Source organism: Thiohalocapsa halophila, assembly GCF_016583825.1.
GTDB classification, from domain to species: Bacteria; Pseudomonadota; Gammaproteobacteria; order Chromatiales; family Chromatiaceae; genus Thiohalocapsa; species Thiohalocapsa halophila.
The window spans coordinates 83,394-95,853 of the sequence record NZ_NRRV01000008.1 but is presented as its reverse complement, the minus strand read 5'-3'; the positions used below and the strand labels follow the sequence as shown (position 1 = coordinate 95,853).

Here is a 12,460-nt window from a genome sequence, read left to right as displayed (position 1 = left end):
AGCCGGCGTTGATGTCGCTGTCGCTTTGACCGAGGCGGGGGATCAGCGCTGTCACTGAGCCTGATCTCCCTGCGCCCGCTCGCCCATCCGGGGCGCGCCCGGCCGCCCCCTGCGAGCTGACCCGCGCACCGGCTCGGCAGCGCTAGGTGCAAGCGTTTGCGTTAGACTGCGCAGCGGGTGCCCGACCGGCCGGTTCCGGGGCCCACGATGGCGTACGCAAGCGGAGTCTCGGACATGCCCCAACTCAGCAGCCTGGGCAAAAGCAAGGCCGTTCGGAACACGGCCATCGGCATCGGCGTGGCGGTGCTGGTCCCTGTAGCGGTCACCGTCCTCGCGCCCTATGTGCGACCGGCGGCGCGATCTGCGGTGAAGGCGGGTCTCCTGGCCTACGAGAAGAGCCGGGAGGCCGCGGCCGAGCTCGGCGAGCTGATGGAAGACCTGGTGGCGGAGGTGCGCGATGAGCTGCGTGAGGAGCGCGAGGCCACGTTGTCGAGCGTTCGAAGCGATACTGAGCCAGGTGCCGACAAGGACGCCTGAGGAGACCGACGCATCGACCCAGCCGACGCCAGCACCGTGACGCCCGAGACCGCGCGCATTGTCCACCGCAGCACTGGCCGCCTGCGCCTGCGCCTGCCGCAGCGCCGCCACGACCTGCCCTTCTTCCTCTCGCTGTACGAGTCCCTGCGCGCACAGCCGGAGATCGACGAGGTCAGCATCAATCCCGCCACCGCCAGCGTGCTGATCTGGCTCGACCCGGCACGCGAGGACGCCCTGGCGGGCGCACTGACCCGCAGCGGGCTGGCGCCGCTGGAGGACCATCAGCTCCATCCGGAGCACGCCGAGCGTCACCTGTTTCACGTCTCCGTCAACGACATGCGCATCGTCGTCTTCCTGATCATGACGACCCTCTCCATCCACCAGCTGCTGAAGGGCCAGCTGCTGGCGCCGGCACTGACCATGCTGCTCTACGTCGTCGATCTCGCTGTGGGCATGCGCATGGAGCGCGACGCCGCCGCCGGGCACGAGCATCAACCCGCGCCGACGGGTCCCACGGGCAACATCTGATTCCGCGCCTGTGCATGTGCCTGCGCTGGCGCATGCAGTCGCCTGCGCGCCCTGGGCTCACGCAATCCCTGTGCTATCTTTTCAGGCACCATCCCTGCAACCAGGAGCCAACCGCCCCGTGGGCAACCTCATCGTCACCGGCATCACCTTCGGCGTCTTCATGACCGAGGCGCTCATCCACTACAACATGGGCCAGGCCACGGCCAAGGGCGAGTTCAAGCTCAGGATGCCGCCCGCCCAGGAGCTGGCCAAGATCGCCGCCGTCACCGCCACCTTCTCCGTCGTCACCGGTTTGCTGGTGAAGGCACTCCCCAAGAGCGTGCAGTCCCAGATCTAAGCGCTTGCGCCGGCATGGGCCGGCGTTCGGACGCTGCCCGACGGCGGCGCCCGTCAGCGGCTGCGAAACCAGCCCGTGATGCTGAGGCGCTCCCGGCGCGCGGGCAGCACCTCGTGCAGAAAGCGGGCGCTGAGGAAGCTCACCAGACGCCCGCCGACGGGCAGCACGTCGGCGGCCACGACCGCGTCGGTCGTGTCCACATACATGCGCAGGGCGCCGCCGTCCGCGGCCTGCCAGTCCTCCCCCAGGTAGAGCACGCAGCTCAGCTGGCGCCGGCCCATGCCGTGGAACTGGTCCAGGTGCTTGCGATAATAGGCACCCGCCGGATACACCGCGAAGTGGGCTTCCAGCTCCTGCAGCCCCAGGAACATCTGCCGGTTCACGGCGAGGCGCACAGCTTCCAGCCGCTCCCACAAGCACTGCTGCGCGCCCGACAAGGCCGCGGGCTCCAGCCATAGGATGCGGTCGGTACGGACTTCCGGGCGCAGCTCGCGATCGGCACCACGGCCGACACCGGCGCGGCGGAAGGCGCCCGCATCCCAGCGCTCGCGCGCTTCGTGGCGCAGCTGACCGACGAGCAGAGGCGGTACGAAGGCGTCCGTGACACACCAGCCCTGCTCGGCGAGCGTGGCGGCGATCTGCTCGGGGGACTCGGGTGGCTCCTGCGGGGACTCCTGCTGGGGCTCCTGCGGCGGCGCCGGGGGCGGCCCCTGCGGGGACGGCGGGATGGGCGGAAGAGAGCTGGCTGTGGTGCTCAAGCGCGTCGGCTCATGGAGAGGGCCGATCAGTTTGCGCCGGATGCGTTACCCCGTCTAGCACCTGGGCGAAGCTTCAGCTCCGGCTTGGCAACCGATACGCGTAAAGATATGTATACCGTCACCGTTTCTTGCACCGCTCACGCCACTCGCTGCCGCGAATTCACGCTCAATGCGGTAACCGTCACCAGAATCAGGCCCATGCCGAGGACCTGCACCGCGACCAGGGTCTCGTGCAGCACCACGACGCCGAACAGTGAGGCGGTGACCGGCTCCACCATGGCCACAATGGATGCGACCGCCGGCGCGGTGTGGCTCAGCCCCACGACGTAGAGGATGAAAGACAAGCCCGCGCCCAGCACCCCGAGCACCGCGAACAGCCGCCAGCTCGGCGACCCCAGCGCGGCCAGGGTCTGCTCGGTGTCGCCCGGCCAGATGAGGATGGCGCCGAGCACCGCGAACGCGATCACCAAGATCGCTTGCGGCGAGCCGTGGGGGGCTGCGTACTTGAAGCCGAAAATGAAGATCGCGTAGGAGAGTCCGGCGAGCAGTCCGGCCCCGGCCCCGATGAGCGTGACGCCGCCGGCGCCCGTCTCATACACCCGCGTCAGCAGCACGATGCCCACCATGACCATGGCGATCGCCGCCCACTTGAGCAGCGTGGGACGCTCCAGCTTCAATACGAAGGACACCAGATACACGAACACCGGCGCGCAATACATCAGCGTGGCCGCAACCGCGACACTGCCCTCCGCAATGCTCACGAAATAGAACGCGAAATTCCCGGCGACGCCGAGCCCCGCCACCACCGACCAGAGCCACAGCCGGCGACTCGACAGCCCGCTGCCGCGCGGGACCAGCGCCAGCCAGCCGAGCACGAACAAGAAGCCAATGGCGCCGCGATAGAAGGACACCACATACGGGTCCCAGCCGTCCGCCATCAATATGCCGCCGATCCCGCCCGACAGGCCCCAGCAGAGCGCCGCCAGGATCACGAACAGCGTGCTCATGGCTGCTGCGCCTCGTTATTCGGCTGGGTCACCCCACCTCCATCCGCACTGGCGTGCTTAACGACGCGGGGCGGGTGTCGTGCCCTACTCCGCCGCCTTCGCCTCGTCCTCGGCGACGGCCTTCATGCTGAGGCGGATGCGGCCCTGCTTGTCCACCTCCAGCACCTTCACACGAACGACGTCGCCTTCCTTCAGCTTGTCGGAGACCTTCTGCACGCGCTCGTCCGAAATCTGGCTGATGTGCACCAGCCCATCGCGGCCGGGGAGGATGGTGACGAAGGCGCCGAAGTCCATCAGGCGCACCACCTTGCCCTCGTAGATCTTGCCGACCTCCACGTCCGCCGTGATGAGCCGGATGCGCTTTTTGGCCTCCTCGCCGGCGCTGCGCTGCACCGAGAAGATCTTGACCACGCCGTCATCGTTGATGTCCACGGTGGCGCCGGTCTCTTCGGTGATGGCGCGAATGGTGGCGCCGCCCTTGCCGATGACGTCGCGGATCTTCTCCGGATGGATCTTGAACTCGATGATGCGCGGGGCGTAGTCGGACATCTCGGCGCGGTGCTCGGAGATGACCTTGTTCATCTCGTCCAGGATGTGCAGCCGCCCGGCCTTCGCCTGCTCCAGGGCCGTCTCCATGATCTCCTTAGTGATGCCCTCGATCTTGATGTCCATCTGCAGGGCATTGATGCCGTCGGCGGCACCCGCGACCTTGAAGTCCATGTCGCCCAGGTGGTCCTCGTCGCCCATGATGTCCGTCAGCACGGCAAACTCATCGCCCTCTTTGATGAGACCCATGGCGACACCAGCCACCGGCGCCTTCACGGGCACGCCCGCGTCCATCAGGGAGAGACTGGTGCCGCAGACGCTGGCCATGGAGCTGGAGCCGTTGGACTCGGTGATCTCGGAGACCACGCGCACCGAGTACGGGAACTCATCGGGCGCGGGCATGGCGGCGAGGATACCGCGCTTGGCGAGCCGGCCGTGGCCGATCTCCCGGCGCTTGGGGCTGCCGACGCGGCCTTGCTCGCCGACGCAGAAGGGCGGGAAGTTGTAGTGCAGCATGAAGGGCTCGCGACGCTCGCCCTCCAGCGCATCGATGATCTGGCTGTCGCGCTCCGTGCCCAAGGTGGTGACCACCATGGCCTGGGTCTCGCCGCGGGTGAAGAGCGCCGAGCCGTGGGTGCGCGGCAGCACGCCGGTGCGGATGTAAATCGGCCGCACGGTCTTGGTGTCGCGGCCGTCGATGCGCGGCTTGCCCTGAATGATGGCGCCGCGCACGAGCTTTTTCTCCAGCTTCTCGATGGCGCCGTAGACCTTGGGCTGGGGCCACTGGCCCGCGTGGTCGCCGGCGAGCTTTTCGAAGGCCTCGTTGCGCACGGCGTCCAGCGCGGCGTAGCGCTCCATCTTGTCCTTGATGGTGTAGGCCTCGGCGAGGCGGTCCGTATAGGCGCTCACGGCGTCTTCCAGCGCCGGGTCGGCCGCCGGCGGCTCGAAGGGCAGCGGCGGCTTGTTGACCTCCGCGGCCAGCTCCTGGATGGCCCGGATGGCCACCTGCATCTGCTCGTGGCCGTAGAGCACGGCGCCGAGCATGACGTCTTCGGGCAGGCCGCGGGCCTCGGACTCCACCATGAGCACGGCGTTCTCGGTGCCGGCCACCACCAGATCCAGGTCGCTGTCGGGGCCCAAGCCCGTCACTGCCGGGTTCAGTATGTACTCACCATTCTTGTAGCCGACGCGAACGGCGGCGATGGGGCCGTTGAAGGGCGCGCCGGAAATGGCCAGCGCCGCCGAGACGCCGATCAGCGCCGGCACCTCGGGGTTCACCGCCGGGTTCAGCGACTTCACCGTGGCGATGACCTGGACCTCGCGGCCGAAGCCGTCGGCGAACAGCGGCCGGATGGGCCGGTCGATGAGGCGCGAGGTGAGGATCTCGGCCTCGCTGGGCCGGCCCTCACGCCGAAAAAAGCCGCCGGGAATACGGCCGGCGGCATAGGTCTTTTCTTGATAGTCGACGGTGAGCGGCAGGAAGTCCTTGAGCTCCGTGGCGCGCTTGTCTACCACCACGGTACAGAGCACCACTGTGTCTTCGACGTTGATCAGCACGGCGCCGTCCGCCTGGCGGGCGATCTCGCCGGTCTCGAGCGTGACCGTCTGGTCGCCATACTGGAAGGTCTTGCGGATGGGGGTCACTGGGTTGGGTCCTCTGGATGGGTCCTCAGGATGTCCTGACGGGGTGCGGGCGGCGGCTTGGCTGCCGCGACGGGCCGGCTCAGCGGCCACCGCCGGCGTAAGGACGCGAAGTTACCGGCGCAGTCCGAGCTTCTGGATCAGCGCCCGGTAGCGATCGAGGTCCTTGCGCTTGAGATAATCGAGCAGCTTGCGCCGCGAGTTGACCATCCGCACCAGCCCGCGGCGGGAGTGGTGGTCTTTCTTGTGCTGGCTGAAGTGCCCGGTAAGGTCCTTGATGCGCGCGGTGAGCAGCGCGACCTGCACCTCGGTGCTGCCGGTGTCGTTGCCGTCTTTGCCGTGCTCCTCGACAATGCGGCGCTTGTCTTCTGCGGTGACTGTCATTGCTAAGCTCCTGATGCATGGGCGCCGGCTGCGGCCCCCGGGTTGACGGCAGCCCATGCGTGCCCCGGCAATGACTCCAGGGTACAGCATGGCGATGCCGATGCCCCGGCGGCAGACGCTGCCGTCGGGGCTTGTAAAAGCGCGGCTATGGTAACGACCTTTCCGACGCAGTTGAACCGATTGTGACAGCGGTGCTGCGGGCAGCTGGCCTGAGGCAACCAGGGCACCGCCGATTAATCTGCACTTCCCGTGCCGGGGGCGGGATGTCGCCCCAATTGCAGCGACCCTTCCCTAGAGCGGCGCACTTTGGATGCACTCGGCGTCAAATCAGCCGCTTCGGCTGGACACGGCCGTCATCGAGGATGACGCCCACGCCGAGAAACGCATCACTGCCGGTGTACAGCCGCACCATGCCCTCGGTGGGCGCTTGGGGCACCAGCACCGGCTGCCCCTGGCGCAGATAGAAGGCCGCATCCGCCGACAGTCGCACCGCAGGGCAATGCCCCAGGACGCTGTCCAGCGGCAGCAGCAGCGCATCCATCGCCTCCAATCCCTGCTCGGCGGCGGTCTCCACGTCCGCCATGGTGACGAAGCGCGTCTCGCCCTCCACATAGGGCCCGACGCCGGTGCGCCGCAGCGCCGACACATGGGCGCCGCAGCCGAGCGCCTCGCCGATCTCCTCCGCCAGGGTGCGCACATAGGTGCCCTTGGAGCAGTGTACGAGCAGCTCCAGCGTCGGCGGCGTGAAGGCCAGCAGCTCCAGCGCGAAGATCTGCACCGTGCGCGGCGTGCGCTCCACCTCCTTGCCCTCGCGGGCGAGCTTGTAGAGCCGCTGCCCCTGGTGCTTCACCGCGGAGTACATGGGCGGCAGCTGCTCGATGCTGCCGGTAAAGCGCGGCAGCACGGCCTGCACGGCATCGGCTTCCACGCCGTCGATGGGCCGGGTTTGCAGCACCTCGCCGTCGGCATCGGCGCTGTCGGTGGTCACCCCGAGGGTCACGCCCACCCGATAGCGCTTGTCCGCATCCAGCAGGAAGGACGAGAACTTGGTGGTCTGTCCCAGACACAGCGGCAGCAGCCCCGTCGCCAGCGGGTCCAGACTGCCGGTGTGCCCGGCCTTGGCCGCCTTGTACAGGCGCTTGACCTGCTGCAGCGCCTGGTTCGACGACAGCCCGCTCGGCTTATCCAGCAGCAGGATGCCGTCCACGGGCCGGCCTTTGTTGCGTCTTCTCGCCATGATGGGCGTCTGCCGACCCGCCACGCGGGTGGTAGCTCCGTGTTCGTAAGCCTGTGGGAAGCCGCGGTCGCCGGGCTTCAGGAATCCCCGTCGCCCTGCTCCCGCGGGGGCGCAACGCTGTCGATGAGCGCGCTGAGGCGCTCGCCGTCGCGTACCGAGGTGTCGTGGACGAAGCGCAGCTCCGGGACGGAGCGCAAGCGCACCCGCTGTGACAGTGCGCGCCGCAGGAAGGCTGCCAGCGAGCCGTTCAGCACCTGCTCCTGCGCCTCACCGCACTCGTCCAGCGGAAAGCAGGTGAAATAGACCTTGGCATGGGCGAGGTCCCGGCTCACCCTGACTTCCTGCAGGGTGACCGGGCCGACCCGCGGGTCCCGCACCTCGGTGCGCAGTAGGGTCGCGAGCTCGCGCAGCAGCTCGGCCCCGACGCGCTCGGCCCGAGCGCCCTCGCTCACAGCTCGCGCGCCCGCTCGGTGCGCTCGAACACCTCGATCTGGTCACCGGGCTGCACGTCGTTGTAGTTCTTGACGCCGATGCCGCACTCGGTGCCGGCCTTGACCTCGGCGACGTCGTCCTTGTAGCGGCGCAGGGACTCCAGCGCCCCCTCATAGACGACGACATTGTTGCGCAGCACGCGGATGGGGTTGTTCCGCTTGATGGTGCCGTCCACTACCATGCAGCCGGCGATGGCGCCGAACTTGGACGAGCGGAACACATCGCGCACCTCGGCCAGGCCGATGATCTCTTCCGTGACGATGGGGCTCAGCATGCCGGAGATGGCCTGCTTCACGTCGTCGATCAGCTCGTAGATGATCGAGTAGTAGCGCAGATCCAGGCCGTGGCTCTCCACCACTCGGCGGGCGGCGGCATCGGCACGCACATTGAAGCCGAGCAGGATGGCGTTGGATGTCACCGCCAGGTTGGCGTCGGACTCGGTGATGCCGCCGACGCCGGAGGCCACCACGGCGACCTTCACCTCGTCGTTGGAGAGCTTCATCAACGCCTCGCGCAGGGCCTCTACACTGCCCTGCACGTCCGCCTTCAGGATGATGTTGACGGACTTGGTCTCGCCCTCCTTGAACTGCGAGAACAGCTGCTCCAGGTTGGCCGCGCCCTGCTGGTCGATGCGCAATTGGCGGTCGCGCTCGGCGCGGAGCTCCGCCACCTCACGGGCCTTGCGCTCGTCGGTGACGGCGATGACGTCGTCGCCGGCATTGGGCGCCGCCGACAGCCCCAGCACCTGCACCGGGATCGAGGGCCCTGCGTCCTGCACCGGCTGGCCGGTCTCATTGAACATGGCGCGCACGCGGCCGTACTCCGAGCCGCTGACGATGGTATCGCCCTGGCGCAGCGTGCCCGATTGCACCAGCACCGTGGCCACCGGGCCGCGGCCCTTCTCGACGCTGGACTCGACGATGGTGCCGTGCGCGGGGCTGTCCGCCGGCGCGCGCAGCTCCAGCACCTCGGCCTGCAGCAGCACGGCGTCCAGCAGGTCGTCGATACCCTCGCCGCTCTTGGCCGAGACCTTCACCATAATGGTATCACCGCCCCACTCCTCGGCGACCACCTCGTGCTGAGTCAGCTCTTGCAGCACCCGGTCCGGATTCGCCTCCGGCTTGTCCATCTTGTTGATGGCCACCACCACCGGGACACCCGACGCCTTGGCATGCTGGATGGCCTCGATGGTCTGCGGCATGACGCCGTCGTCGGCGGCCACCACCAGGATGACGATGTCCGTTACCTTGGCACCGCGCGCGCGCATGGCCGAGAAGGCCGCGTGTCCGGGGGTATCCAGGAAGGAGATGATCCCCTTGTCCGTCTCCACGTGATAGGCGCCGATGTGCTGGGTGATGCCGCCCGCTTCGCCGGCGGTGACCCGCGTGCGGCGGATGTAATCCAGCAGGGAGGTCTTGCCGTGGTCGACATGGCCCATGATGGTCACCACCGGCGGCCGCGGCAGGCTTTCGGCCTGCTCGGTCTCTTCGCCGAGGAGCTCCATCAGGCTGTCCTCGGCGTCCTTCTCCTTCGCTTCGACGGCCCTGTGACCCATTTCTTCCACCAGCAGCATCGCCGTGTCGCGGTCCAGCATCTGGTTGATGGTGACCATCATCCCCTGCTTGAACAGAATCTTGACCAAATCCGCGGCCTTCACCGACATGCGCTGGGCGAGATCGGCGACGGAGATGGACTCCGGCACCTCCACCTCGCGCACCACGGGTGCCGTGGGCCTCTGGAACTGGTGCTTCTCGGCAAGCTGAGGCTTGCCGGGCTTCTTGCGCCGGCGCACCGACGGCCGGCTGATGACACCGAGCGCGGCGGCATCGTCGTCGTCCACGCCGCCGCCGGCGCGGCGGGCTTTGCCGGCATCCTTCTTGCCTGCCTTCTTCGCCGGCTTGTCCTTCTCGCGGTCGGTGCGCTCCTCGTGCTTCTTGACGTGCTTGCGGTGGCGCTCCTGCGTCTCCGCTTCCGTCGACGCCGGCGCTTGTGCTTCGGCCTCGGCTGCGGTCTCGGCTTCGGCGGCAGCCGGCTGCTCGCCCACCGCGGCAGTGACCTCGGCGGCCGCTTCTTCCGTTGGCATGCCCTGCGGGTGTGCAGCCACGTCGGCCTCGCGGCGCTTGCGCGCTTCGTCTTCGGCGCGGCGGCGCGCCTCTTCCTCGGCGCGCAGGCGCTCCTGCTCCTCCTGCTCGGCCAGACGGCGTGCGTCTTCTTCGGCTCGGCGCGCTTCCAGCTCGGCGCGGCGGCGCTGCTCGTCGGAGACGCCGCGCTGCGGCGCCTGCTTGGCCGCCGCCGGCTCCGGCGCCGGCTGCTCCGGCGCCTCGGCAGCCGCCGTGGGCAGCGGCTCCGATATCGCCGGCGCTTTGGGCTCTTCGCGCCGCAGCTGGGTGCGCTTGCGGCGCACTTCCACCGACACGGTTTTCTGTCCGCGCTGGGTGCCGCCGCCGCGTGTGCTCAGCGACGGGCGCGACGGGCGCGACTGCGGCCCGCGGCTGCGCGGATCGGTCGGCGCGTCGCGACGCTGCGTCGGCGCAGCCCGCTTGGCCGGCTCCTCACCACCCTCTTTCTTCGCGCTGCTGCGGCGCAGGTAGTTCAGGAGCTGAAGCTTCTCCTGCTCCGTGATGGTGGCCTCGGCGGCGTCGGCTTGAATCCCGGCCTCGTTCAGCTGGGCGAGCAGGCGCTCCACCGGGATGTTCACCGTGGTGGCAAGTTGTTTGACCGTTACATCGCTGCTCATAGACACCTCCGCAAGCTAGGCCTGTTCCGACTCGGCGAACCAGGGCTCGCGCGCGGTCATGATGAGTTGGGCGGCCCGTTCTTCGTCCATGCCTTCGATCTCCATCAGCTCATCCACCGACTGCTCGGCGAGCTCCTCCATCGACGCGATGCCGCGCCGCGCGAGGGCATAGGCCAGCTCGTCGTCCATGCCCGGCATACTGAGCAGGTCGGTCGCCGGTTGACCCTCGTCGCTCTCGGTGCCGGTGACAGCGCGCGTCAGCAGCACGTCCTTGGCGCGCTGGCGCAGGATATCGATGATCTCGTCGTCGAACTCGGCGATGGACTGGAGCTCCGCCGTGGGCACATAGGCCACTTCCTCGATGCTCGTGAAGCCCTCCTCCACGAGCACGAAGGCGACGTTCTCGTCCACCTGCAGCTGCTCCATGAACAGCGAGGCGATGCGCCGGGCCTCTTCCTCGCCCTTGGCGGCAGCGTCCTCTTCGCTCATGACGTTGAGCTCCCAGCCAGTGAGCTGGCTCGCCAGGCGCACGTTCTGGCCGCCACGGCCGATGGCTTGGGATAGATTATCCTCCTTCACGGCGACGTCCATGCTGCGGGCGTCTTCGTCGATGACGATGGACATCACGTCCGCCGGCGACATGGCGTTGATGACGAACTGCGCCGGGTTCTCGTCCCACTGGATGATGTCCACGCGCTCGCCGTTGAGCTCGTTGGAGACGGCCTGCACACGCGAGCCGCGCATGCCGACGCAGGCACCGACGGGGTCGATGCGAGGGTCTTTGGTGCGCACGGCAATCTTGGCACGCAGGCCGGGGTCGCGGGCGGCAGCTAGGATCTCGATGGTGCCCTCGCCCACCTCCGGCACCTCCAGCTTGAACAGCTCGATGAGTAGCTGGGGCGCGGTGCGGCTCACGAACAGCTGCGGCCCCTTGAGCTCGGAGCGGACCTCGTAGAGCAGCCCGCGCAGGCGGTCGTTGGGGCGCACGTTCTCGCGCGGGATCATTTGATCGCGCGGCACCAGAGCCTCGGCAGTGCCGCCCAAATCCAGCACGATCGTGCCGCGCTCGGCCTTTTTGACGATGCCCGTCACCAGCTCGCCCTCGCGGTGCTGGAACATCTCCACCACTTTGGCGCGCTCGGCTTCGCGCACCTTCTGCACGATGACCTGCTTGGCGGTCTGGGCGGCGATGCGCCCGAAGAGCACGGACTCCATGGGCTCTTCGACATAGCCGCCAAGGTCCAGAGCAGGATCCAGCTCCTTGGCCGCGGACAGCGTGATCTGGCGCTCTGGCGCCTCCAGCGGCTCGCCCTCGGTATCGGGGACGACTTCCCAGCGCCGGAAGGTCTCGTAGTCGCCGCTCTCGCGGTCGATGGCCACGCGCGCCTCGATGTCGCCGCCGTGCTTCTTGCGGGTGGCCGAGGCCAGCGCGGCCTCCATGGCCTCGAAGATGATCTCCTTGGGTACGTCCTTTTCGTTGGAGACCGCCTCCACCACCAGCAAAATGTCTTTACTCATAGTGTCAACCAGTATTCAGAATTCGGGCACCAGCCGCGCCGACTCGATGCGCGCGAAGGGCAGCGCCATGCGCTCGCCGTCCACGTCCAGCAATACGGTCTCGCCGTCGACACCGACGATCCGGCCGTCGAAGCGCCGCCGCCCGTCCAGCTTCTCCGCCAACCGCACGCGGGCCCGTGCGCCGGTGAAGCGCCGGAAGTGCGCAAGCTCCAGCAATGGCCGGTCGAGACCCGGGGACGAGACCTCGAGGTCGTAGTGACCGGCGATGGGGTCCGCCACATCCAGCGCGCCGCTTAGCTGGTGACTGACGGCCTCGCAATCGTCGAGGCCGATGCCGTCGGCATGGTCGATGTAGACCCGCAGCACGGCGCCGCCACCGGCGCTGCTGTCGTGCTCCACGCCGACGCATTCATAGCCCATGGGCTCCACCACGGAGCGGACGAGATCGAGGAGCTGCGGTTGGACACCTTTCATGTCGTACCCGGCACGGCCGGGTGATGCGTCATTGCTGCTCTGCGAACGGCTGGCCGCCTGCGGATCACGGCGCTCTCGCGGCCTGCCCCTGGGCGCGAGCCCGCGCCTCGACGCAGTCGTGGCAGCGCGGTCATCCGCGCCGTGCCCGCCGGGCGCTGCCCGCGACCGAGCGCTGCGGACGGCGCTTGCGATCGTTATCGCCAGAAATAAAAAATGGGCCAGCGGCCCAGTCGTCTACGCCCGATTCCGCCAAGCGGGTGGCGA

General features: G+C 68.2%; 12 protein-coding genes. 3 read left to right on the top strand and 9 right to left on the bottom strand.

Annotated elements, in window-relative coordinates; genetic code table 11:
• Positions 1–234: 234 nt before the first annotated feature.
• The 3 genes from CKO31_RS05270 (at position 235) to CKO31_RS05260 (ending at position 1,402) form a co-directional block, all read left to right on the top strand.
• Positions 235–537, top strand: a complete 303-nt coding sequence (locus CKO31_RS05270) for a DUF5132 domain-containing protein (protein ID WP_200234691.1) — start codon at positions 235–237, stop codon at positions 535–537.
• 36 nt (positions 538–573) lie between these two features.
• Entirely contained in the window at positions 574–1,065 is a 492-nt protein-coding gene (locus CKO31_RS05265; protein WP_200234689.1) for a hypothetical protein, read from the top strand.
• A gap of 118 nt (positions 1,066–1,183) precedes the next feature.
• Complete coding sequence (locus tag CKO31_RS05260) at positions 1,184–1,402, top strand: hypothetical protein (protein WP_200234687.1); 219 nt, start codon at positions 1,184–1,186, stop codon at positions 1,400–1,402.
• A 53-nt stretch (positions 1,403–1,455) separates the two neighbouring features.
• On the opposite strand, the gene CKO31_RS05255 is transcribed toward CKO31_RS05260, so the two are convergent.
• From CKO31_RS05255 to rimP, 9 genes are all read right to left on the bottom strand, one after another.
• Entirely contained in the window at positions 1,456–2,160 is a 705-nt protein-coding gene (locus tag CKO31_RS05255) for a 2OG-Fe(II) oxygenase (protein ID WP_200234685.1), read from the bottom strand.
• A 137-nt stretch (positions 2,161–2,297) separates the two neighbouring features.
• On the bottom strand, positions 2,298–3,167 hold the full coding sequence (locus tag CKO31_RS05250; protein ID WP_200234683.1) for a DMT family transporter: 870 nt from the start codon (positions 3,165–3,167) through the stop codon (positions 2,298–2,300).
• Between the two features lie 84 nt (positions 3,168–3,251).
• The gene (gene pnp, locus CKO31_RS05245; RefSeq protein WP_200234681.1) at positions 3,252–5,357 is read right to left on the bottom strand and encodes a polyribonucleotide nucleotidyltransferase; all 2,106 of its coding nucleotides are present in this window, start codon (positions 5,355–5,357) and stop codon (positions 3,252–3,254) included.
• A gap of 111 nt (positions 5,358–5,468) precedes the next feature.
• Positions 5,469–5,738: a 30S ribosomal protein S15 gene (rpsO, locus tag CKO31_RS05240; RefSeq protein WP_200234679.1), complete on the bottom strand. Its 270-nt coding sequence runs from the start codon at positions 5,736–5,738 to the stop codon at positions 5,469–5,471.
• Positions 5,739–6,060: 322 nt separating this feature from the next.
• Positions 6,061–6,975, bottom strand: coding sequence for a tRNA pseudouridine(55) synthase TruB (truB, locus tag CKO31_RS05235; protein WP_200234676.1), 915 nt, complete (start codon positions 6,973–6,975; stop codon positions 6,061–6,063).
• 77 nt (positions 6,976–7,052) lie between these two features.
• Positions 7,053–7,427: a 30S ribosome-binding factor RbfA gene (gene rbfA, locus CKO31_RS05230; RefSeq protein WP_200234674.1), complete on the bottom strand. Its 375-nt coding sequence runs from the start codon at positions 7,425–7,427 to the stop codon at positions 7,053–7,055.
• Complete coding sequence (gene infB / locus CKO31_RS05225) at positions 7,424–10,204, bottom strand: translation initiation factor IF-2 (protein WP_200234672.1); 2,781 nt, start codon at positions 10,202–10,204, stop codon at positions 7,424–7,426. Before infB ends, rbfA begins: the two co-directional genes overlap by 4 nt.
• A 15-nt stretch (positions 10,205–10,219) precedes the next feature.
• Complete coding sequence (gene nusA, locus CKO31_RS05220; protein WP_200234670.1) at positions 10,220–11,722, bottom strand: transcription termination factor NusA; 1,503 nt, start codon at positions 11,720–11,722, stop codon at positions 10,220–10,222.
• A 15-nt stretch (positions 11,723–11,737) separates the two neighbouring features.
• Complete coding sequence (rimP, locus tag CKO31_RS05215) at positions 11,738–12,196, bottom strand: ribosome maturation factor RimP (protein ID WP_200234668.1); 459 nt, start codon at positions 12,194–12,196, stop codon at positions 11,738–11,740.
• Positions 12,197–12,460: the final 264 nt, after the last annotated feature.

Bases quoted from the DNA above. Each gene is read 5' to 3' on its own strand.
- CKO31_RS05270 (WP_200234691.1), top strand. From the start codon at position 235: ATGCCCCAACTCAGCAGCCTGGGCAAAAGCAAGGCCGTTCGGAACACG.
- CKO31_RS05250 (WP_200234683.1), bottom strand. From the start codon at position 3,167: ATGAGCACGCTGTTCGTGATCCTGGCGGCGCTCTGCTGGGGCCTGTCG.
- rpsO (WP_200234679.1), bottom strand. From the start codon at position 5,738: ATGACAGTCACCGCAGAAGACAAGCGCCGCATTGTCGAGGAGCACGGC.
- truB (WP_200234676.1), bottom strand. From the start codon at position 6,975: ATGGCGAGAAGACGCAACAAAGGCCGGCCCGTGGACGGCATCCTGCTG.
- infB (WP_200234672.1), bottom strand. From the start codon at position 10,204: ATGAGCAGCGATGTAACGGTCAAACAACTTGCCACCACGGTGAACATC.
- nusA (WP_200234670.1), bottom strand. From the start codon at position 11,722: ATGAGTAAAGACATTTTGCTGGTGGTGGAGGCGGTCTCCAACGAAAAG.
- rimP (WP_200234668.1), bottom strand. From the start codon at position 12,196: ATGAAAGGTGTCCAACCGCAGCTCCTCGATCTCGTCCGCTCCGTGGTG.